Origin of the sequence: Streptomyces mirabilis, assembly GCF_018310535.1 — a bacterium.
In the GTDB taxonomy this organism is placed as follows: Bacteria; Actinomycetota; Actinomycetes; order Streptomycetales; family Streptomycetaceae; genus Streptomyces.
On the sequence record NZ_CP074102.1, the window covers coordinates 2,194,364 to 2,217,259 of the forward strand.

General features: G+C 70.2%; 13 protein-coding genes and 1 pseudogene. 4 read left to right on the forward strand and 10 right to left on the reverse strand.

The genetic code is table 11. The features are described 5' to 3' along the window. Positions 1-117: 117 nt before the first annotated feature. The gene (gene proS / locus SMIR_RS09490) at positions 118-1,533 is read right to left on the reverse strand and encodes a proline--tRNA ligase (RefSeq protein ID WP_168495953.1); all 1,416 of its coding nucleotides are present in this window, start codon (positions 1,531-1,533) and stop codon (positions 118-120) included. A gap of 199 nt (positions 1,534-1,732) precedes the next feature. On the opposite strand from proS, the gene SMIR_RS09495 reads away from it, so the two are divergent. Next, the gene (locus SMIR_RS09495; protein WP_168495951.1) at positions 1,733-2,560 is read left to right on the forward strand and encodes a class I SAM-dependent methyltransferase; all 828 of its coding nucleotides are present in this window, start codon (positions 1,733-1,735) and stop codon (positions 2,558-2,560) included. Positions 2,561-2,577: 17 nt separating this feature from the next. On the opposite strand, the gene ftsH is transcribed toward SMIR_RS09495, so the two are convergent. The 6 genes from ftsH to nsdA form a co-directional block, all read right to left on the reverse strand. After that, positions 2,578-4,515, reverse strand: a complete 1,938-nt coding sequence (gene ftsH, locus SMIR_RS09500; protein ID WP_168495949.1) for an ATP-dependent zinc metalloprotease FtsH — start codon at positions 4,513-4,515, stop codon at positions 2,578-2,580. Between the two features lie 147 nt (positions 4,516-4,662). Next, positions 4,663-6,216 carry a signal recognition particle protein gene (gene ffh, locus SMIR_RS09505; RefSeq protein WP_168495947.1) on the reverse strand — a complete coding sequence of 518 codons (1,554 nt, stop codon included), beginning with the start codon at positions 6,214-6,216 and terminating at the stop codon, positions 4,663-4,665. Positions 6,217-6,378: 162 nt separating this feature from the next. Continuing rightward, the gene (locus tag SMIR_RS09510) at positions 6,379-8,829 is read right to left on the reverse strand and encodes a [protein-PII] uridylyltransferase (protein ID WP_168495945.1); all 2,451 of its coding nucleotides are present in this window, start codon (positions 8,827-8,829) and stop codon (positions 6,379-6,381) included. Positions 8,830-8,855: 26 nt separating this feature from the next. Beyond that, complete coding sequence (locus SMIR_RS09515; RefSeq protein ID WP_054235369.1) at positions 8,856-9,194, reverse strand: P-II family nitrogen regulator; 339 nt, start codon at positions 9,192-9,194, stop codon at positions 8,856-8,858. Then, positions 9,191-10,528 carry an ammonium transporter gene (locus SMIR_RS09520; protein ID WP_168495943.1) on the reverse strand — a complete coding sequence of 446 codons (1,338 nt, stop codon included), beginning with the start codon at positions 10,526-10,528 and terminating at the stop codon, positions 9,191-9,193. Before SMIR_RS09520 ends, SMIR_RS09515 begins: the two co-directional genes overlap by 4 nt. 337 nt (positions 10,529-10,865) lie before the next feature. Continuing rightward, positions 10,866-12,341: a transcriptional repressor NsdA gene (gene nsdA / locus SMIR_RS09525; protein ID WP_168495941.1), complete on the reverse strand. Its 1,476-nt coding sequence runs from the start codon at positions 12,339-12,341 to the stop codon at positions 10,866-10,868. 457 nt (positions 12,342-12,798) lie between these two features. On the opposite strand from nsdA, the gene SMIR_RS09530 reads away from it, so the two are divergent. Next, entirely contained in the window at positions 12,799-13,461 is a 663-nt protein-coding gene (locus SMIR_RS09530; RefSeq protein ID WP_168495939.1) for a bifunctional DNA primase/polymerase, read from the forward strand. 93 nt (positions 13,462-13,554) lie between these two features. Here the strand turns inward: SMIR_RS09530 and ftsY are convergent, their stop codons facing one another. Further along, complete coding sequence (gene ftsY / locus SMIR_RS09535; protein WP_168495937.1) at positions 13,555-14,763, reverse strand: signal recognition particle-docking protein FtsY; 1,209 nt, start codon at positions 14,761-14,763, stop codon at positions 13,555-13,557. A 244-nt stretch (positions 14,764-15,007) separates the two neighbouring features. Here ftsY and SMIR_RS09540 point away from each other — a divergent pair. Both SMIR_RS09540 and SMIR_RS09545 read left to right on the forward strand, forming a co-directional pair. Beyond that, positions 15,008-16,190, forward strand: a pseudogene (locus tag SMIR_RS09540) (purine-cytosine permease family protein); the annotation flags it as partial. A 45-nt stretch (positions 16,191-16,235) separates the two neighbouring features. After that, positions 16,236-17,207, forward strand: a complete 972-nt coding sequence (locus SMIR_RS09545; RefSeq protein WP_075031213.1) for an LLM class flavin-dependent oxidoreductase — start codon at positions 16,236-16,238, stop codon at positions 17,205-17,207. 87 nt (positions 17,208-17,294) lie between these two features. Here SMIR_RS09545 and SMIR_RS09550 read toward each other — a convergent pair whose 3' ends face one another. Then, on the reverse strand, positions 17,295-18,713 hold the full coding sequence (locus SMIR_RS09550; RefSeq protein ID WP_168495935.1) for a sugar porter family MFS transporter: 1,419 nt from the start codon (positions 18,711-18,713) through the stop codon (positions 17,295-17,297). Between the two features lie 253 nt (positions 18,714-18,966). Further along, positions 18,967-22,725 carry an SMC hinge domain-related protein gene (locus SMIR_RS09555; protein WP_212726878.1) on the reverse strand — a complete coding sequence of 1,253 codons (3,759 nt, stop codon included), beginning with the start codon at positions 22,723-22,725 and terminating at the stop codon, positions 18,967-18,969. Positions 22,726-22,896 lie beyond the last annotated feature (171 nt).

Here is a 22,896-nt window from a genome sequence, read left to right on the forward strand (position 1 = left end):
CACACCAAGCTGGTACGTAGTAACGCGTACGCCCCGGCGCGTAGACGGTGTCCGCACGCCGGGGCCCCTGTGGTCATCAGATGCGCAAGAGGCGTTTCGGCCTCGCTGGCGGCCTACTCAGTAAGCGCGCGCGACGACCGCGACGTTACCGGGTGCGTCGTCGGTGTCGGGCACCGACCCGTCCTCGGCGACCAGACACCGTACGGACACGGAGTGCTCGGCGAGCTCGGCCTCGCCCTCTTCCCCGAGGTCGGCCCACGGAATGCGCGCCCAGCCGCCGGCGGCGGCCGTCTCGACGGCCTCCTGGATCGTCGACACCTCCGAAGTGCGGGACTCCCGGCGCTCACGCGACTGCTTCAGAAGCAGCGCCTGGTCCTCTTCGAGGACGGTGGGGAGAAGTTCCACCAGAGCGTCGATGGCGACCGGCTCCTTGCCGCCGGGGATACGGCGAACCAGCATCGCGGTGCCGTTCTCCAGGTCACGGGGCCCGACCTCGACGCGGACGGGGACGCCCTTGAGCTCCCAGTCGACGGCGCGCCGCCCGAACGGGACGTCGGTGCGGTCGTCCACGTGGACGCGTACACCCGCCCCCTTCAACCGGTCGCCGATTTCGCGGACCTTGGCCAGAACCGCATCGTCGCCCTTGATCGCGAGGACGACGGCCTGGATCTGCGCGAGCCGCGGCGGGACGCGCAGTCCGTTGTCGTCGCCGTGCATCATCACCAGGGCGCCGATCATGCGGGTCGTCGAGCCCCAGGAGGTCTGCCAGACCAGCTCCTGCTTGCCTTCCTTCGACAGGTACTGGGTGTTGAAGGCCTTGGCGAAGTTCTGGCCCAGCTCATGGCTGGTGGCCATCTGGAGGGCCTTGCCGTCGCCCATCATGCCTTCGAGCGTGAGGGTGTTGATGGCACCCGCGAAGCGCTCCTTGGCGGTCTTGCGGCCGGGGACGACATCCATGCCGAGAACGTTCAGCATGAAGTCCTCGTACACCTGGCGGTGGATGTGCGCGGCGAAGTCGCGGGCGTCCTCGTACGTGGCGTGCGCGGTGTGGCCCTCCTGCCAGAGGAACTCGGACGTGCGCAGGAAGAGGCGGGGCCGCAGCTCCCAACGGACCACGTTCGCCCACTGGTTGATCAGAAGCGGCAGGTCGCGGTAGCTCTGCACCCACTTCGAGAAGTAGTCGTTGATGATCATCTCGGAGGTGGGGCGAACAACCACGGGCTCCTCGAGCTCCTTGCCGCCGCCGTGCGTGACCACCGCGAGCTCCGGTGCGAAGCCCTCGACGTGGTCGGCCTCCTTGGTGAGGTACGACTGCGGGATCAGCAACGGGAAGTACGCGTTCTGGGTACCCGTCTCCTTGATGCGGGCGTCCATCTCCGCCTGCATCCGCTCCCACAGCCCGTACCCGTACGGTCGGATGACCATGGAGCCGCGCACCGGTCCGTTGTCGGCCAGCTCGGCCTTGGCGATCAGATCCTGGTACCAGCGCGGGAAGTCGTCCGCCTGGGGGGTGAGAACGGGTGCCTTTGCCATGGCGCGATGGTACGGGCACACGTTGCGGGCATGTGAATTCTTGTGCCGCGCGCGGACAGCGCGCAAGCAGCGCGCCACAACCCCTGGACGGCGCGACGAGTGCGGAGTTACCTGACATACGGGGGAAGAGCGAGCGCACTGCACGGGGGCAAGGGAAACGGGGCGCAGCGGCAACTCTCGGCGGATTGGGGCGCTTTCGATGACACCTACGCTCGTGCGGCATCACCTACCTCACGCGGCCGCGCCGCCCCGGGTGGATCCGTGTGCACGCGCGCGTGACTGGGCCGAGATCCAGGAGCGGATGCTGGTGCCGCTCTACGAAGCCGTCTACGAGCGGCTGGAAGTGGGCGCCGGGACACGGGTCCTCGGCCTGCGGTGCGGTACGGGGCTGGCCCTTCTGATGGCGGCCTCCCGGGGAGCGGCGGTGACCGGCGTCGACTCCTCTTCGCCCGAACGCGTGGCACTCGCGCGGGAACGGTTACTGCCGGACGGGTGGGGCACACGCGCGCGTGCCGACGCCCGGATCGTGGAGGGGTCCCCCTCGGACCTCGTCGACCCGGCGGCGGTCGCGTACACGCTGGTGACCGCGTTCGAGCCGATCGGGTGCGCGCCGGGGGACGCCGAGGAACTCGGGGAGCTGCTGTCGGCAGCCACTCCGCTTGCCGAGCGGGGGGCGGCCGTGGTGCTGGTCGGATGGGGGCCGCCCGAGCGGTGTGCCACGTCCGCGGTGCTGCCGGGCGAGGGGTGCGGGCAGGCTCCTCGCCGGGACGACCTGGAGGAGGTCGCCGAGCGGGCCGGGCTCCGGCCGGACGGGTCCGGGCGGGTGGCGTGTCCCTTCGGGTACGCGGACGTGGAGAGCGCGGTGCGGGGGTTGTTGTCGACCGGGCTGTTCGACGCGGCGGTCGGTGCGACGGATGTGGTGCAGGTCGGCAAGGAGCTGACGGAGGCGCTGCATCCGTATCAGCGCGCGGACGGCACGGTGTGGATGCCGAACGTGTTCCGGTACCTGATCGCGCGCACGGGCTGAGGGCGCGGGGAACTGCCTCACGCCTCCTCCTTCTTCACGCGCGTCACGCCGGCGATCCGGTATGCCTGTGCCTCCTCCAGCGTCTCGTTCGCGAGGAGGGCCTCCGCGAGGGCGTTCAGTTGGTCCCGGTGGTCGCGGAGCTTCTGGCACGCCTCCTCGTAGCACTCGTCGACGATGCGCCGCATCTCGTGGTCGATGGCGTCGAGGGTGGCGGGCGCGGCGGCGAGGCCGTAGGCCTGCTGGGCGTCGTTCGGGAGGGCGGAGAGGCGGCCGACCCGCTCGCTCATGCCCCAGCGGGCGACCATGCCGCGAACGACGTTGGTGACCTGCTCGAGGTCGTTCTCGGAGCCGGTCGTGACGACTCCGTAGACGACGTGTTCGGCGGCCATGCCCCCCAGGGCACCGATAATCCGACCGCGCAGGTACTCCTCGGTGTACGAGTACCGGTCGGTGTCCGGTGTCGAGAGCGTGACGCCCAGCGCGCGCCCGCGCGGGACGATGGTGATCTTGCGAACCGGGTCGGCACCTGGCTGCAGCATGCCGAGAAGGGCGTGGCCGCTCTCGTGGTACGCGGTCCGGCGGCGCTCCTCGTAGGGCATCACCAGGGAACGCTCCGCACCGAGCTGCACCTTCTCCAGCGCCTCGGAGAGGTCCGGCGGCGCCACCTCGTCCTGCTTGCGCTTGACGGCGAGCAGCGCCGCCTCGTTGGCGAGGTTGGCCAGATCCGCACCGGTCATGCCCGGCGTCGTGCGGGCCACCTGGGCCAGGTCCACTTCCGGGGACAGCGGGATCTTGCGGGTGTGGATCCGCAGGATCGCCTCACGGCCACGGCGGTCGGGGGGCGCGACGTTGACGATCCGGTCGAAGCGGCCGGGGCGGGTCAGCGCCGGGTCCAGGATGTCCGCACGGTTCGTCGCCGCGATGACGATGACGCCCTCGAAGCCCGAGAAGCCGTCCATCTCGGTGAGGATCTGGTTCAGGGTCTGCTCGCGCTCGTCGTGGCCGCCCATCGCCGAGCCGCCGGCCCGGGACCGCCCGATGGTGTCGATCTCATCGATGAAGATGATCGAAGGGGCCACTTTTCGGGCCTCGGCGAAGAGTTCCCGGACCCGGGACGCACCCACGCCCACGATCATCTCGATGAACTCCGATGCCGAGGCCGAGAAGAACGGAACGCCCGCCTCCCCCGCCACGGCACGCGCGAGCAGGGTCTTTCCCGTGCCGGGCGCACCCGCGAGGAGCACACCGCGCGGCATCTTCGCGCCCATCCTGCGGTACGCGTCCGGATTCTTGAGGAAGTCGACGATGTCGTTCAGTTCGCCCTCGACCTCGTCGATTCCGGCCACGTCGGCGAAGGTCGTGCGCTGGGCGCCGGGCTGCAGTTCGACCGGTTTCGGGGGCGCCTTGCGGCCGAGCATGCCGCCCGGGCCGCCGATGCCCGCCCGCAGCCGCCGGGCGAAGAACATCCACAGCAGTACCAGGATCACGATCGGGGCCAGGGAGATCAGCAGGTTGGAGAGGAAGCTGCGCTGCTGGACCACCGGTGAGGCGGTCACCGTGACGTGGTGCGTCTCCAGGTTCTGCCAGAGCTTGTCGTCCGCGAAGGACGGGCGCTGGGTCTTGAACTTGGTGTACTTCGCGCCGCCGTCCGGATTGGCCTGGGCCGTCTTGAGCTGGCCCTGGATCGCGTCGCCCTTGGAGTAGATCTTGGTGATGTTGTCGTTGTCGACCTGCTTGCTGAACTCCGTGTACGAGATCGTCGGCTCGGTGCCCTCGTTGAAGAAGGACAGCACCAGAAGGGCGATCACGAACACGACCAGGACGGCGACGACGAGGCCGATCCAGCCACCGGGCATCTTCCTTCGGCCGGAGGGCGGACCGGTCGAGTCCGGTGGCGTTCCCTCGGTACGCCACGGCTGGTCAGGGTCCTTGCGCGGCGGCACAGGGTTGCTCATATTAGGACGTTACGACACGAAATACTCGCCAGCATGCGCAGAAAATGCCACTGGGGGCGCCCCTCCAGCGAGGGGCGCCCCCAGTGGCGTACGAGAACGACCCCGTACGGAAGGCCTTGTACGGAAGACCCGTACGGAAACGAACCGTCAGCCCATGAACTTCTTGAACTCGTCCGGCAGCTCGAAGTCCTCGGCCTGCTGCCCGGCCGGCAGACCGAAGGCGCCGCCCGGCTGAGCACCGGCCTCACGGCGCGCCGCGGCCTCTTCCTCCTGCTGCTTGCGCTTCATCGGGTTGCCGGAACGCTGCTTGCCCTTGGCCACCTTCTGCTTCTTCTTGGCGCGGCCGGGGCCGCCACCCATGCCCGGCATCCCGGGCATCCCGGGCATGCCGCCGCCCTGGGCCATGCGGGACATCATCTTGCGGGCCTCGAAGAAGCGCTCGACCAGGTTCTTGACCGCGCTGACCTCGACACCCGAGCCCTTGGCGATACGGGCGCGGCGCGAGCCGTTGATGATCGTCGGCTCCTGGCGCTCGCCCGGCGTCATCGACTTGATGATGGCGGCCGTGCGGTCGACGTCGCGCTCGTCGAGGTTGTTGATCTGGTCCTTGATCTGGCCCATGCCCGGGAGCATGCCGAGCAGCTTGCTGATGCTGCCCATCTTCCTGACCTGCTCCATCTGGGCCAGGAAGTCGTCCAGGGTGAAGTCCTGGCCCTTCTTGGACGCCAGCTTGGAGGCCATCTTCTCGGCCTCTTCTTGGCTGAACGTCTTCTCCGCCTGCTCGATCAGGGTGAGCAGGTCACCCATGTCGAGGATGCGGGAGGCCATCCGGTCCGGGTGGAAGGCGTCGAAGTCGTCGAGCTTCTCGCCGTTCGACGCGAACATGATCGGCTTGCCGGTGACCGAGGCGATGGAGAGCGCGGCACCACCGCGGGCGTCACCGTCGAGCTTCGACAGGACGACGCCGTCGAAGCCGACGCCGTCACGGAAGGCCTCGGCGGTGTTGACCGCGTCCTGGCCGATCATCGCGTCGACGACGAAGAGGATCTCGTCCGGGGAGACGACGTCGCGGATGTCCGCGGCCTGCTTCATCATCTCCTGGTCGATGCCGAGGCGGCCGGCGGTGTCCACGATCACGATGTCGTGGACCTTGGTCTTCGCGAACTCCATGGAGTCCTTGGCGACCTTGACCGGGTCACCGACGCCGTTGCCCGGCTCGGGAGCGTAGACGGCCACACCGGCGCGCTCGGCGACGACGCTGAGCTGGTTCACGGCGTTCGGGCGCTGCAGGTCGGCGGCGACCAGCAGCGGGGAGTGGCCCTGGTCCTTGAGCCACTTGCCGAGCTTTCCGGCGAGCGTGGTCTTACCGGCACCCTGCAGACCCGCGAGCATGATCACGGTGGGCGGGTTCTTGGCGAACCGCAGGCGGCGGGTCTCGCCGCCGAGGATCGTGACGAGCTCGTCGTTCACGATCTTCAGGACCTGCTGGGCAGGGTTCAGCGCCTTGGAGACCTCGGAGCCGAGGGCGCGCTCCTTGACGTTCTTGATGAAGGTCCGCACGACCGGCAGGGCCACATCGGCTTCGAGGAGCGCGATGCGGATCTCGCGGGCCGTGGCGTCGATGTCCGCCTCGGAGAGCCGGCCTTTCCCGCGGAGGTTTTTGAAAGTCGCGCTCAGGCGGTCTGAGAGGGTATCGAACACGGTGGCGTCGGTCCTCGGAGTCGGGGGCGGTTTGGGTTGCCCTCCAGGGTATCTGCCCGAAAAGGGTTGGTGGCCCCTGCCCGGTGTGAATACCCGACAGGGACCGCACTCGATGGACGGAGAGAAGACCGCGAGGTCACTCCCGCGGCATCTGCCACGAGGTCATCCCCGCAGCATCTCCTCCAGCCCACGCGCCACCGAGACCGCCTCCTCCGCCGGCAGGGGCGCACCCTTGGGGCCGGTCACGTAGAAGGCGTCCACGGCGTTGGCGCCGAGGGTGGAGACATGCATGCTGCGCACCCATACGCTCGCCTCCTCCAGGGCCCGGCCGATGCGGTGCAACAGACCGGGAGCGTCGTGGGCGCGGACCTCGATGACCGTCGCGTGGCGGGAGGCGGCTGAGGCGACCGTCACCCGGGGCGGCGGCGCGATCGTGCCCCGGCGGCGCGGGTAGGCGGCGTCGCGCTCGGCGAGCCGGGCCGCGATGTCCAGGGAGCCGTCCAGGGCGCGCACGAGGTCGGCGCGCAGCCGGGCGGCCTGCGGCAGGGAGCCGTACTCGGCGGCGACCCGCCAGTTGAGCAGCAGCACCGAGCCCTCGACGCCGTCGGGCAGGTCCAGGGCGCGCAGCTCGGCCGTGCGCACCGTCAGGCGGTGCATCGCGAGGACACCGGCGACCGCGGGGAGCACTCCGGGCTGGTCGGGTACGGCGATGAGCAGTTCCACGCCCAGGGGCTCTGGATCGCCGGTGGGCTCCTCCTCGGTGGGCGGTTCGGTCTGCGCGCGCAGTGCCAGTACGGGGCCGCCGGTGCGGAACGCCTCGATGGCGAGCCGCTCCTGCTCGGCGGTGGGCGCGGCGGCCTCCGGCTCGTCGGGGGCGTCTCCGGCGAGTACGGCGGCGACCCGTTTGACCAGGTCGGCGACGAGGGATCCGCGCCAGGAGGACCAGGCCGCGGGCCCGGTGGCCAGCGCGTCCGCCTCGGTGAGAGCGTGCAGCAGTTCGAGGGTGCCCTGCGATCCGACGGCCTCGGCGACCGACCGGACGGTCGCCGGGTCCTCCAGGTCGCGTCGGGTCGCGGTGTCGATGAGCAGCAGGTGGTGGCGTACGAGGGTGGCGAGCACCGCCACGTCGGCGCGGTCGAAGCCGATGCGGGCGGCCACGTCCCGGGCGATGATCTCGCCGGCGACGGAGTGGTCGCCGGGCCAGCCCTTGCCGATGTCGTGCAGCAGGGCGGAGACGAGCAGGAGGTCGGGGCGGCCCACGCGGCGGGCCAGTTCGGATGCGCGGACGGCCGTCTCGATGAGATGGCGGTCGACGGTCCAGATGTGTACGGCGTTGCGCTGCGGGCGGCAGCGCACCCGCTCCCAGTCCGGCAGGAGCCGGGTGATCAGGCCCTCGGCCTCCAGTGCCTCCCAGACCTCGATGGTCGGGCGGCCCGAGCCGAGCAGCGTGACGAGCTGTTCCCGGGCCTCGGCGGGCCAGGGTGTGGGCAGTGGACGCGCGACGGCGGCCATGCGCCGTACGGCGTGCAGGGAGAGCGGGAGCCCGGCCTGCGCGGCGGCGGCCGCGGCACGCAGCGGGAGTACGGGGTCGCGCTCGGGGCGCGCGGCGCGGGCGAGTACCACCTCGCCGTCCATCTCGACCACACCCTCGGCGAGCGGTGAGCGCTCCACGGCGGGCTTGGCACCGCCGCCGAGCATGGCGCGCAGCCGTGGCCGCACCGCGCGCGACTTGAGCACGCGCCCCACCTCGCGCCAGGTGACGTCGCTGGCGTACGACACGACGCGCGCGGCCTCGTACACCTGGCGCAGGAGGGTGTCGGCGTCCAGGAGTCCGAGTTCGGCGGCTACCTGGTCCTGCTCCTGGAGCGCGAGGCGGTCGGTGGCGCGGCCGGTGGTCAGGTGGAGGGCGTCACGGACGTCCAGGAGCCTGCGACGGGCGTCCGCGAGGCCCTCACGGGGCGCGTCCGCGAGCCAGGAGGCGGCGACGGCACGCAGGGCGGTGGCGTCGCGCAGGCCGCCGCGAGCCTCCTTCAGGTCCGGTTCCAGGAGGTACTGCAGCTCGCCCTGGCGCTCGGCGCGCTCGGCGCACAGCTCCTGGAGTTCGGGGAGACGTTTCGGCGCCTGGTTGCGCCAGTCGGCGAGGACGGCCGTACGCAATCCGGCGGTGAGGCCGAGGTCGCCCGCGATGTGGCGGGCGTCCAGCAGGCCGAGCTGCACCTTGAGGTCCCCGCCCGCGGTCTTGCGTGCCTCCCCGGGCGTACGCACCGAGTGGTCGAGGGCCAGGCCGAGGTCCCAGATGGGGTACCAGATGCGGTCGGCGAGGGCGGCGACCGCGCTGGAGTCTGCGCCGTCGTGCAGGAGCAGCAGGTCGAGATCGCTGCGTGGGGAGAGTTCGCCGCGGCCGTAGCCGCCGACGGCGACGAGTGAGACGCCGCGCAGACCCTCGGCGCCGGCGCTGAACAAGCCGGTCAGCCACTCGTCCGTGAGTTCGGCGAGGGCAGCACGGCGCGGCGGCCCGGACTGCGCCCCCTCCTGGAGGAGGCGCAGCCGGGCCGCCGCGTAGCCGCTGGGTCCCGAGTCCTCTGCTTCCGTACGCATGCCCGTACTCGTCACCCAGTGGCTCCTGTTCTTTTCTTTGTTTAGAGCGCGTCCGGGCCGCGCTCGCCGGTCCGGACCCGGACGGCCGTCTCGACCGGGATGGACCACACCTTGCCGTCACCGATCTTGCCGGTGCGGGCCGCCTTCACGACGACGTCGATCAGCTGTTCGGCATCGTCGTCCTCGGCCAGCACCTCGATACGGATCTTGGGGACCAGGTCGACGGTGTACTCGGCACCACGGTAGACCTCGGTGTGTCCCCGCTGCCGACCGTAGCCGCTGGCCTCCGTGACCGTGAGACCGTGCACCCCGAAGGCCTGCAGGGCCTCCTTGATCTCGTCGAGCCGGTGGGGCTTCACGACGGCGGTGATGAGCTTCATGCGTCCACCTTCTTGCTCTCCGTACCCGCGAGGGCGGAAACCGAGCCGCCGACGATGCCGCCGCCCGCTCCACTGAAGTCGTATGCGGTCTCGGCGTGCTCCGCCTGGTCGATGCCGGCGATCTCCTCGTCCTCGGTGACCCGCATGCCCATCGTCTTGTCGATGATGAAGGCGAGGATCGCGGAGACGACCAGGGAGTAGCCGAGGACGGCGAAGACACCGGCGCACTGCTTCCAGAACTGGGTGAGGCCGCCGCCGTAGAAGAGGCCCTCGACGGTGGACTGGCCCTTGCCGCTGGCGAAGAAGCCGATCAGCAGGGAGCCGATGACACCGCCGACGAGGTGCACGCCGACCACGTCGAGGGAGTCGTCGTAGCCGAACTTGTACTTGAGGCCGACGGCCATGGCGCACACGACACCGGCGATGGCACCGACGGCGATCGCGCCGAGCGGGGAGACCGCGCCACCGGACGGGGTGATGGCGACCAGACCGGCGACCGCGCCGGAGGCGGCGCCCAGCGTGGTGAACGCGCCGTGGCGGATCTTCTCGTAGATGAGCCAGGCCAGCATGGCGGCCGCGGTGGCGACCTGCGTGTTGACGAACATCAGCGCGCCGACGCCGTCGTCGTTACCGAGCCACGAACCGGCGTTGAATCCGAACCAGCCGAACCACAGCAGACCGGAGCCGAGCATCACCAGCGGGAGGCTGTGCGGACGCATCGGGTCCTTCTTGAAGCCGACGCGCTTGCCGATGACCAGGATCACGCCGAGCGCCGCGGCACCCGCGTTGATGTGGACCGCCGTACCACCGGCGAAGTCGATCACGCCGAGGTCGAATGCCCAGCCGCCGGTGCCCCAGACCCAGTGGGCGACCGGGAAGTAGACGACCGTGGCCCACAGCGCGATGAACAGCGACCACGCCGTGAACTTCACCCGGTCCGCCAGCGCACCGCTTATCAGCGCGGGCGTGATGATGGCGAACATCAGCTGGAAGACCATGAAGACGAAGATCGGGATGGTGTAGCCCGGCCACAGCTCCGTCAGGCCGATGTTGCTGAGGCCGACCCAGTCCGAGGTCCAGCCGATGAACGAACCCTTGTCCGTGCCGAAGGCGAGCGAGAAGCCGTACAGCACCCACAGGATCGTGATGATCCCCATGCTGATGAAGCTCATCATCAGCATGTTCAGGGTGCTCTTGACACGGACCATGCCTCCGTAGAAGAAGGCGAGGCCGGGGGTCATGATCAGCACCAGGGCGGAAGCGATGAGCATGAACCCGGTGTTGGCGGCCGAGAGCTTGGGAGCTTCTGCGGCTAGCGTGATGGCTGGTGCCATCGGCGTCTCCTCGTCGTTGGTACGGCCCCGTGCGGGCGAAGCCTGAGCGGTCATGAGGGGTGGGCCGGTTATGCGCCATGAGATTGACGCAGCGCGGTTTCCGTCGACGCCCCTCGATGTTTCGCCGCAGTGACGAAGGCACCTCGTGTGTTACGCCTCCATGAACTGGCTGATACCGGGCGGAGCGATCGTTATCGTGGCGCAACCTTCCCAGAAGGCAAACAAACCGGCCACGGCCGGTCGTCCGATGACCTGGCATGGGGGAGCCGAGTCGGGCGGTTCGGGACGACCGGCCGTGGCCGGGGTACTGGGATCGGACCGCTTCCGCGGCCCGCGCTCAGACCGCTTCCGCGGTCTCGGGAAGGTCGACGGCGAGCTGCTCGGTGAGGTCCACGACCTCGGCGAGGTCACCGAAGTCGCGGACGGCCGTGTCGACCGTCTTTCGGATACGAGTGTTGACGCGCTCGGAGCGCACCTTCTTGGCGATCGCCATCGCGTCCTTGGCCAATACCGCACTCTGCTCGGGCTCGCGCCGCAGCAGGTGCACGGTGGCCATGCCGATGAGATTGAGTGCGTACGAACGCTGGTGCTCGCCGTCCTTGGCGAAGAGGTCGACGGCCTGCTGCATCAGGGGCTCGGCGAGCGAGGCGTACGTGGGGCTGCGGCCCGCGACGTAGGCCAGGTCGCGGTAGGAGTGCGAGTTCTCGCCGTGCAGCTCGGCCAGCGAGAAGAAGCGGATCCAGTCGGGGTCCGGGTCGTCCCACTCGTGAACGTCCTCGAAGCTGTCCTCGGCCATCCGGACGGCCCGCTTGCACTTTCCGGGCTGGCCCATGTTCGCGTAGGCGCGGGCCTCCATCGCATACAGCATGGACTGGGTGCGCGGGCTCGCGCAGTCACGGCTCCCGTACTGGGCCAGATGGATGAGTTCGAGCGCGTCGTCGGGCCGGCCGAGGTGGATCATCTGGCGGCTCATGCTGGAGAGGATGTACGAGCCCAGCGGCTTGTCGCCCCCCTCTTTGGCGGCGTGCAGGGCGAGCACGAAGTACTTCTGCGCGGTGGGCTGCAGCCCCACGTCGTAGCTCATCCAGCCCGCCAGCTCGGCCAGCTCGGCGGCGACCTTGAACAGGCGTTTGCTGGTCGCCCCGGGCTGCGGCTCCTGGAGCAGGTCGGTCACCTCGTGCAGCTGGCCGACGACCGCCTTGCGGCGCAGACCGCCGCCGCACTGGGCGTCCCACTGGCGGAACATCACCGTGGTGGACTCCAGGAGGTCCAGCTCGGGCTGGGAGAGCCGGCCGGGGCGGCGCGCGGCGGCCGGGGACTCCGGCTCCTCCTGGGGCGCGGCGGGCGAGGGCACCAGCCAGCGCTGCATGGGCTCGATGAGGGCGGGGCCCGCGGCGAGGGCCAGCGAACTGCCGAGGAAGCCGCGCCGCGCCAGCATCAGGTCACTGCGCGAGTACTCGCTGATCAGCGCCACGGTCTGCGGGCCGGTCCAGGGCAGGTCGACACCCGACACGGACGGTGACTGGTGGGCGGCGCGCAGGCCGAGGTCCTCGACGGCGACCACACAGCCGAACCGCTCGGAGAACAGCTCGGACAGGATCCGCGGAATCGGCTCGCGCGGATTCTCGCCGTCCAGCCAGCGGCGCACCCGGGAGGTGTCCGTGGAGATGTGATTGGCCCCCAACTGGCGGGCCCTTCGGTTCACTTGCCGCGCCAGCTCGCCCTTCGACCAGCCACTGCGCACGAACCACGAGCCCAACAGCTCATTCGGGCGCTTGTCAGCGTTCGTACCGCTTCCGCCGTTGCCGCCCACTGGAACGCCCCCATCCCTGAGACCACTTGTACGCTGCGTGCGCCAAGCCCTATCAGAATGCCGGTAAATACAGCCGCACGTCCGGCAGTTCTCACCCTTCGAACGGGAAGCCGAGTTGCCTCCGGCATACCCACGAGTGCATACGTCCCCAGGACTCGTGCACTCAAAGTAATCCTACGATCACGCGTCCAACCATGGCGATCCCGGAAACGCCACCATTCGCCACCCCTTCGAATGAACTCCTGATCGCCTGTACGCGATTCACTTGACATAGGACAGCCAGAAGTGGCGCTGCGATGCATTCGGGGGCGCACGCCGCCGGGTCACCACCCGGGACGCTTCCGGGCGCCGCCGGGATCGCGTCGCCAAGCACGTGACATCCGGGGACGGGAACACACTGAGTAATGTTCCGCGTTCATGGCGTAACCGTCGGTGCGTCGGACCCGTTGGAGGGGGCATGGGCTTCACGATCGGCAGCAGTCGGGGGATGCGCGAAAGCCGGCCCGGCACCCGTCGCCGCGGCCGCTCGTCGGAGTGCACCGCAGTGGCCGAGTTCACCGGGCTGTGGGGCTGGGACGTGATCCCCGGCGCCCGGGCCGCCGCGGGCGCGTGCTCCTGTGGCAAGGCCGGCTGCCCCGAGCCGGGGGCGCATCCGCTGGACTTCGCACCGGTGCTCGAAGCGGGCGCCACGCTCGACGAGGTCTCCGAGATCTGGGGCGAGTTCCCGGGTGCCGCGGTGATGCTCCCGGTCGGCCGCGCGTTCGACGTCATCGAGGTCGCCGAGGCCGCCGGTCGCCGCGCGCTCGTCCGTCTGGAGCGGATGGGACTGCCCACCGGGCCGGTCACCGCGACCCCGGACGGCCGCGCCCACTTCCTCGTCGCCCCCGGCGCCGCGGCCGAGCTCCCCGAGCTGCTCTACCGGATGGGCTGGGACGACGCCTCCCTCGACCTGCACGGCCTCGGCCCCGGTACGTACGTCACCGCCCCGCCCTCCGACCGCGCCGGCCTCGGTCCGGTCCGCTGGCTGCGCTCCCCCGCCCTGGATTCGGCGACGAAGCCGCCGCAGGCACGGTTGCTGCTGGGGACGCTGGCGTACGTGGCGCACCGGTCGCGCGCGTAGCGACAACGCCGTACACAGCAAAGCGTCCGCCCCCGAACTGCACCGCGGGGGCGGACGCTTCCTGAACCACCTACCGACTTCGGGAGGTGGGGGTCACTCTCCGATAAGGGCGTCAACGAACGCCTCCGGCTCGAACGGCGCCAGATCGTCCGCGCCCTCGCCCAGACCCACCAGCTTGACCGGCACTCCCAGATCGCGCTGGACCGCGATCACGATGCCGCCCTTCGCGGTGCCGTCGAGCTTGGTCAGCACGATGCCGGTGATGTCGACGACCTCGGCGAAGACGCGGGCCTGCACCAGACCGTTCTGGCCGGTCGTGGCGTCGAGGACGAGCAGCACCTCGTCGAGCGGGGCGTGCTTCTCGACGACACGCTTGACCTTGCCGAGCTCGTCCATGAGCCCGGTCTTGGTATGAAGTCGTCCGGCGGTGTCGATGAGGACGACGTCGGCGCCCTCCTCGATGCCCTCCTTGACCGCGTCGAAGGCGATCGAGGCGGGGTCGCCGCCCTCGGGGCCCCGCACGGTACGGGCGCCTACGCGCTCACCCCAGGTCTGCAGCTGGTCGGCGGCGGCGGCACGGAAGGTGTCGGCGGCGCCGAGCACCACGTTCTTGCCGTCGGCGACGAGTACGCGGGCGAGCTTGCCGGTGGTGGTGGTCTTCCCGGTGCCGTTGACACCGACGACCATCACGATGCCCGGGGTGTCGAGGTTCGAGTCGGTCTTGACCGTCCGGTCGAACTCGGGGACGAGGAGCTGCAGCAGTTCCTCGCGCAGCAGGGTGCGCAGCTCGTCGGGCGTCCGCGTACCGAGCACCTTCACGCGCTCGCGCAGCCGCTCGACCAGCTCCTGGGTGGGCTGCACGCCGACGTCGGCGGTCAGCAGCGTGTCCTCGATCTCCTCCCAGGTGTCCTCGTCGAGGTGCTCGCGCGAGAGGAGCGTGAGCAGCCCCTTGCCGAGCGCGTTCTGCGAGCGGGAGAGGCGGGCACGCAGCCGCACCAGACGCCCGGCGGTCGGCTCCGGGATCTCGATCGCGGGGGCTTCGACAACGGGTGCGGGTTCCTCGACGACGACCGGCCCTGCCGAGCCGTCCGGGAGATCCACCTCCTCTATCGTCCGGCGATCTTCGTCGTGCGGGGTCTCGGCCTCGTCGCCGATGTGCGGCTCGGCCGGAGGGGCGGTGATGTCGGGCGTGGTGGGGGGCGCCGGGGGCAGCGGCTTCTTACGGCGACTGCCGATGACGAGCCCGCCGAGTGCGCCGATCACGACCACGGCGATGACTACAGCAAGGATGACGGTTTCCATAACAAGCCCAGTATGGCGTGACCACCCGCTCGACCGTTCGTTGTCCGCGTAGGGCTGCATGTCCTACGGGTCGGGCTGGCCCGCCGCCCGACCTCGCGTCGGCCGGGAAGCCCCTCAGGGGTGGAGTCACAACGCGTCCAGTGTGCGAAAGGACGCGTCGAGTGCGCGCAGCGTACCCAGGGCGTGTCACGGCCCATACCGTGGACCGTGACACGCCCTCGCCGCCGACATCGACGTGTCGCCGACCATGGGTGCGACGTCGGCCGTCTCCTTCGGACTCAATTTCTGGCAGGCCCTGGCGGTCGGCCTCGCGGCGCCGGTCGTGTCGTACGGCCTGGTGGGTCTGGTCGGCATCGCGGGCAAGCGGGGCGGCGCTCCCGGCATGACCTTGCCCCGCGCGGTCTTCGGCCGGCGCGGAAACCTCCTGCCGGGTTCGCTGCCGGCCCTCGTGGTCACGACGTTCGCGATCTCGGGCCTCGGCATCAGCACCGTCCGGACGTGCAGCACATGGGTGACGTGCCTCTGCGGCGGCTCTCCCTGCTCGTCCTCGGCCATCTGGTCGCTGACATGGACAGGGGCAGGGTGTTCGGGCAGCCCGCCGGCCCGGCATCCCTGATGATCACGGGGGTCGCACTGATCGCGGCGGCGGCATCAGCTGGGCACCGTCGGCGCCGGACTTCACGCGCTGTCCGCCGCGGACGGCCTCGTCGGCGGCGATCGTGCGCAATTCGCTGGGCGGCGCCGGCATCGTCGTATTCCCTCTGATCCTGATGGGCGCGGTGATGGCGGTCTCGACGCCGGACCTGGCCTCGGCCGCCGACCCGGTCTCCTTCCTCGGCACGATCCTGCCGCTGTGGATCGCGGTGCCCTACCTGCTCATCGCCCTGGTCGGCATGCTGCTGATCAACGCGATGTCGATGTACTCGGCGGGCTTCACCGCGCAGACCCTCGGCATCAGGGTGTCGCGGCACCGGGCGGTCGCGGTCAGCCCCGTGATCTCACTGGTCCTCGGCGGTGTCCTGATGCTGGTGGCGACCTCCTTCATGGGCTCGTTCATCGCGTTCCTGTCGCTGCTCGCGGACGCTTTCTCGGCCTGGGTCGGCGTCCTCGGCGCGGACATGCTGCGCCGCGAGGCGTACGACGCCGGGGCCCTGCTCGACACCACGCGCACCAGCGCCTTCTGGTACCGGGGCGGCTTCGGCCCGGCCGCGGTCGCCGCGTGGGCGCTCGGGCTCGGCTCGGGCCTGCTGTTCAGCACGTCCGGCTGGTTCACGGGTCCGCTGGCGTCGAACAACCCCGTCGGCGAGTACGGCCTCGGCCGGTTGGCGACCATCGCCGTCTCCTTCCTGCTGTACGTGGTGCCGCCGAAGCCCGCGGTGGCGCCCGCGGCGCAGCCCGCGAAAGGGTCCGCGACTATGGTTGTCTGACGTACCGTCAGCTACCGTCCCCCTCCACACCGAAGGGGGGCTTCCATGCCCGTAACCGTCGTGCGCTTCAACCTCGTCGACCCCGCCGCCACCCCCGCGTCGCTGAGTGCCCGCTACAAGGCGGCCATCGAGATGGCCGCCTACGCCGACGACCGCGGCATCACCACCGTGCAGACCGAGGAACACCACGGCGTCGCCAACAACTGGCTGCCCTCGCCGTTCGCGTTCGCGGGCGCGGTCTTCGGAGCGACCCGGCATCTCGCGGTCACCGTCTCCGCCGTCATCGGCCCGCTGCACGATCCGCTGCGCCTCGCCGAGGACATCGCCGTGCTCGACCTGCTCAGCGGCGGCCGCCTCGTCACCGTCGCGGGCATCGGCTACCGGCCCGAGGAGTACGCCCTCTTCGACGTCGACTGGAAGCGGCGCGGGGCGCTCCAGGACGAGCTCCTGGAGACGGTGCTGAAGGCGTGGACCGGCGAGGAGTTCACCTACCGGGACCGTACGGTACGGGTCACACCGCGCCCGTTCTCCGATCCGCACCCGCTACTGCTGGTCGGCGGCTCGTCCAGGGCCGCGGCCCGGCGCGCCGCCCGGCTCGGGCTCCCCTTCTTCCCCAGCGCGCACCTCCCCGAGCTTGAGGCGTACTACAAGGAGCGGCTCGTCGAGTACGGCACCGAGGGCTGGACCATGATGCCCGCCGCCGAGACCCCCCTGCTGCACATCGCCGAGGACCCGGACCGGGCGTGGGCCGAGTACGGCGGGCACTTCCTGCACGAGGCACGGACGTACGCCTCCTGGCAGTCCGGTGACATCCGCTCGGCCGTGAAGTCGGCTGCCACGACGGTCGAGGAACTGCGCGCGGAGGGCGTGTACCGGATCCTGACGCCCGACCAGTGCGTGGCGCAGGGTCTCGACAATCACGTGCTGCACCCGCTGTCCGGCGGGATGCCGATCGACGAGGGCTGGCGCAGCCTGCACCTGTTCTGCGAAGACGTACTGCCCCGGCTCGGGGATTGAGCCGGGGCAGTACGTCTTACGGGTACGAGGAGAGGGGCAGCGGGGACTTGGCCCTTCTCCTCGAGTCTCGGGGCCTCTTCAGGAGGCTCAGCCCATCTCCTCCAGCGTCTTGCCCTTGGTCTCCTTGACGTACTTGAGCACGAAGGGGATGGAGAGCGCGGCGAAGATCGTGTAGATCACGTAGGTCGCGGAGAGGTTCCAGTCGGCCAGCGACGGGAAGCTCGCGGTGATGGCCCAGTTGGCGATCCACTGCGCGGAGGCGGCGACGCCGAGGGCGGCGGCGCGGATCCGGTTCGGGAACATCTCGCCGAGGAAGACCCAGACCACGACACCCCAGGACAGGGCGAAGAAGAGGACGAAGACATGCGCGGCGATGAGGGCGACCCAGCCCTGTGTCGCCGGCAGCTTGCCGTCGACGAGGTCGTACGAGAAGGCCCAGGCCTCGAGTCCGAGACCGATGACCATACCGACGGAACCGATGAGGGCCAGCGGCTTACGGCCGATCCGGTCCACGAAGATCATCGCGATCACGGTGCCGATGATGTTGATGATCGACGTCGTGAACGAGTAGAAGAACGACTCCGAGGGGTCGACGCCTACCGACTGCCACAGCGTCGAGGAGTAGTAGAACGCGACGTTGATGCCGACGAACTGCTGGAAGACCGAGAGGCCGATGCCGACCCAGACGATCGGCTTGAAGAAGAAGCTGCCGCCGAGCAGGTCCTTGAAGGTCGACTTGTGCTCGCTCTTCATGGCGTGCTCGATCTCGGCGACGCGGGCCTTCAGGTCGATCTTGTCGCCCTCGACCTCCTTGAGCACCTCACGGGCGCGGTCTTCCTTGCCCACGGAGATCAGGAAGCGCGGCGACTCGGGGATCGCGAAGGAGAGCAGACCGTAGAGGACGGCCGGGATGACCATGACGCCGAGCATGACCTGCCAGGCCTCGACGCCCATGAGCTTGCCGCGCTGGTCGCCGCCGGCGGCGTTCAGGATGCCCCAGTTGACCAGCTGCGAGATGGCGATGCCGATGACGATCGCGGCCTGCTGGAAGGAGCCCAGGCGTCCGCGGTACGCGGCCGGGGAGACTTCGGCGATGTAGGCGGGGCCGATGACGGAGGCCATACCGATCGCGAATCCGCCGATGATGCGCCAGAAGGCGAGGTCCCACAGCGCGAACGGCAGCGCGGAACCGACGGCGCTGACCGTGAAGAGGACGGCGGAGATCTGCATGCATCGGATGCGGCCGATGCGGTCGGCTATGCGGCCCGCGGTCGCGGCACCGATGGCGCAGCCGATCAGCGCGATGGCGATGACCTGGGCCAGGGTTGCCGAGCCGATGTCGTAGCGGCTCCGGATGGCCTCGACGGCACCGTTGATCACGGCGCTGTCGTAACCGAAGAGGAAGCCGCCCATTGCGGCCGCCGCCGCGATGAAGATGACATGCCCGAGATGTTCGGGGTGAGCCGTCCTGGCTCCTGATTGGGGTGCCTGCGCGGTGCTGGTCACGTGTAACTCCTCGGGCCACCCGGCCTCGCTGCCGGGGGTGTGGGGGCAAGCCCTTCGGTGGTGGTACCAGTGGCGCACAACTTCACGCCTGCCACCACCTGAAGGTAAAAGCAACGTTGCAGAGACTATGCCTTCAAGTTTCGAAGTCAACAGTTCCGTAGCTGTGAATTTTTCGCACCCAAGCGGTCATCGCGCATTCACTACTTGAACTCAACTAGAAGCCCAGGTCATGACCGGTGTGCGCTACACGCATCTAGTGCAGCCGCTGACTGATGACCTTCGACACACCGTCGCCCTGCATGGAGACGCCGTACAACGCGTCGGCGACCTCCATCGTCCGCTTCTGGTGCGTGATCACGATCAGCTGCGAGGCCTCCTGCAGCTCCTGCATGATCCGGATCAGCCGCTGCAGGTTGGTGTCATCGAGCGCCGCCTCCACCTCGTCCATCACATAGAACGGACTGGGCCGCGCCTTGAAGATCGACACAAGGAGTGCGACGGCGGTGAGAGACCTCTCCCCACCGGACAGCAGGGACAGCCGCTTCACCTTCTTGCCGGGGGGCCGCGCCTCGACGTCCACACCCGTGGTGAGCATGTTGTCCGGGTCGGTCAGGATCAGCCGCCCGTCCCCTCCCGGGAACAGCCTGCTGAAGACACCCTCGAACTCACGTGCAGTGTCCCGGTACGCCTCGGTGAAGACCTGTTCGACACGCTCGTCGACCTCCTTCACCACCTGCAGCAGATCGGCCCGCGTCTTCTTGAGGTCCTCCAGCTGCTCGCTGAGGAACTTGTGACGCTCCTCCAACGCGGCGAACTCCTCCAACGCCAGCGGATTGACCTTCCCCAGCTGCGCGTAGGCCCGCTCGGCCGACTTGAGCCGTCGCTCCTGCTCAGCGCGGTGGAAGGGCCGGGGCTGGTTGCGCGGGTGCTCCGGATCCTCGGGCAGTTCCTCGCCCTCGGCGGGGAGCGAGGGCGGCACGAGCTGGTCCGGACCGTAGTCCGCGACAAGCCCCGCCGGTTCGACACCGAGCTCCTCCAGCGCCTTCGTCTCCAGCTGCTCTATCCGCAGCCGCTTCTCGGCACCGAGTACCTCGCCGCGGTGAACCGAATCCGTGAGTTTGTCGAGCTCCGCCTTGAGATCGCGGCCTTCGTTGCGGGCGGCGACGAGGTCCTGCTCACGGCGGGCCTTGGCCGTGTCGGCGGCGGTGCGCTCCTCCTCCGCCCGGCGCAGCGACACTTCGACGTGCGCGAGGAGTTGCCGCGCTCCGGAGGCGACGGCCTCGGCGACCGCCGCCTCGTGCCGCAGCCGCGCCCGCCGCTGCTCCGCACGCGCGCGTGCCTCACGTTCCGCCCGCGCGGCCCGGTCGAGCCCGTCGGCCCGTCCCGCGAGCCCCTTCACCCGCTCCTCGTGCGTGCGCACCTGGAGGCGGGCCTCCATCTCGGTCTGCCGCGCGTTCGCGCCGTCCGCGGCGAGCCGATCCCGTACGGCCGTGTCGGGCTCCTCCTCGACGGGCATCTCCTCGGCCACGGCGAGCCGCTCGGCCAGCTCCTCTGCCTCCTCCACGGCCCGGTCGAGCGCCTCCTGCGCCCGCGCCGCGGCGGCGGTGCTCCGCTCGGCCTCCCCGGCCGCGCCGCGCGCCTGCCCGGCCAGCCGCCCCAACTGCTGCGCCACGGACGACTTCTCACGCTCGGCGGCCCGCCGCCGCTCCCCCAGCTCCTCGACGAGCGCGGCCCGCTCCCCCCGCTCCTCTGCGGCCCGGTGCTGCGCCGCGCCGAGTTCCTCGCACCGCACGGCGAGCTCCTCGAGCTCGGCAGCCGCCTCGTCGACGGACGCCTGCACTTCGAGAAGGCTGGGCGCCCCGGCGGACCCACCGTGCGCGAAGTGCGCTCCGAGCAGGTCCCCCTCCGCGGTGACCGCGGTCAACTCCGGCCGTGCGTAGACCAGGTCCTCGGCGTCCTCGAGGGTGCCGACCACGACGATCCCGCGCAGCAGCCGCCGTACGGCGGGCATGAGCTCGGCGGGACCACGGACGAGGTCGGCGGCGTACGGCGGCCCGGTGGGGGCCGTCTGCGGCGCTACGTCACCGGGGGTGGCGTTCGGAGTCAGGGCCCCGGAGGCGGCTCTTGCGGTTGTGTCGCCCAGAGAGGCCGCGGAGGGTCCCGCGCCGCCGGACGCGTCATGCCCGTCGGGGTGACCGCCGAGGGGCACCGCACCGGAAGCGTCGTCAGCCGCCGCCCGGTGCTGCCCGGTGCCGTCGGTGCCCTTGGTCTCGCGTGCCCCCGCCTCCTCCGGAGCCCCGGCCAGCAGCAGGGCGGCGCGGCCCGCGTCCTGCTTGCGCAGCAGGCGGATGGCTTCGGCGGCCGAGGCGGGAGTGGTGACCGCGATGGCGTCCGCCGCGGCACCGAAGGCGGCGGCGAGCGCGACCTCGTGGCCGGGGGTGACGGACAGCAGCTCGGCGGCGGGGCCGAGGAGCCCCGTGAGGCGGTCCCTGGCCCCCAGGAGCGCCCCCGTGCCGTCCTTGCGGCGCAGACCGAGGGCGAGAGCCTCGTGGCGGGCCTGGGTGGCGGCGCGCCTGCGTTCGGCCGCCGTGGCCGCCTCACGGGCGGCGCTCAGCGCGGCCTCCGCCTCGGACAGCGCCCGCTTGGCCGCCTCGTGCCGCTCCGTCAGTTCCGCGTCGCCCGCGTCCAGGCCGTCGACCTCGGCCTTCAGCTGCTCGTACTCCTCCTGCGCGGCGAACGCCCGCTCCTGGGCCTCGTCACGGGCGACGGCGAGCCGGTCGATCTCGGCCTGGGCGGAGGCGGCCCGTGAACGGGCGGCGTTGACCTGGCCGTTGAGGCGGGCCAGGCCCTCGCGGCGGTCGGCGATGGCGCGGGCCACATCCTTGAGGCGGCGCTCCTCGACGGCGAGCTCGCGCTCCAGTTCGGCCCGGTGCGCGACCGTGTCCTCCAGGGCGTGCTCGGCCGCCTCCAGGGCCGCTTCGAGCTCGGCCTCCTGCTCACGGATCCGCGCCGCCTCGCGCTCCATGTCCTCGGGGTCGCGCCCACGCCGCTCCTCGGCGGGCGCCGAAGTGGCGCTCTTCACCCGCGCGTCGGCCAGCGAGATCGTGCCGCGCACCCGCTCGGCGAGCTGCGAGAGCTCGTACCAGCTCTGCTGGGCGCGCTGGAGCCGGGGCGTGAGCTGCCGGACCTCGTCCTCCAGGAGGGCCTCCCGCTGGAGCGCCTTCTTCAGTTCGGCCTCGGCGGTTTCCTTGCGTTGCTTGAGCGCGGCCTCGTCGGCGATCTCGGACCGGAGCGCCTGCCGCAGTCGTACGAGATCGTCGGCGAGGAGGCGCAGGCGGGCGTCGCGCAGGTCGGCCTGGATGACGGCGGCGCGACGGGCGACGGCGGCCTGCCGGCCCAGCGGCTTGAGCTGGCGGCGCAGTTCGTCGGTGAGGTCCTGGACGCGGGCCAGGTTCGCCTGCATCGCGTCCAGTTTCCGCAGCGCCTTCTCCTTGCGCTTGCGGTGCTTGAGGACGCCCGCCGCCTCCTCGATGAACGCGCGCCGGCCCATCGGGTCGGCGTGCAGGACGGAGTCGAGCTGGCCCTGACCGACGATGACGTGCATCTCGCGGCCGATGCCGGAGTCGGACAGCAGTTCCTGGATGTCGAGGAGACGGCAGGTGTCACCGTTGATCTGGTACTCGCTGCCGCCGTTGCGGAACATGATCCGCGTGATGGTGACCTCGGCGTACTCGATGGGCAGCGCCCCGTCGGAGTTGTCGATGGTCAGGGACACCTCGGCCCGGCCGAGAGGCGGCCGCCCGGTGGTGCCGGCAAAGATGACGTCCTCCATCTTGCCGCCGCGCAGCGACTTGGCCCCCTGCTCACCCATGACCCAGCTCAGGGCGTCCACGACATTGGACTTGCCCGAACCATTGGGGCCCACGACGCAGGTGATGCCCGGCTCGAACCGCAGCGTGGTCGCCGAGGCGAACGACTTGAACCCGCGCAGGGTCAGGGCCTTGAGGTGCACGCCGCCGGACTCTACCTTTCGGGCCGGTCTCACTCCATGAACCCACGGTTTCACCCATGAACGTGCAGGGCACACCAGACGTTAAAGAGTGGGGGGGCACGCGGGGGAAAGAAGAAGGGACGCCGAAGAGGCGTCCCTTGCAATTCTGACAGCTGACAACTTAGCGGTTGA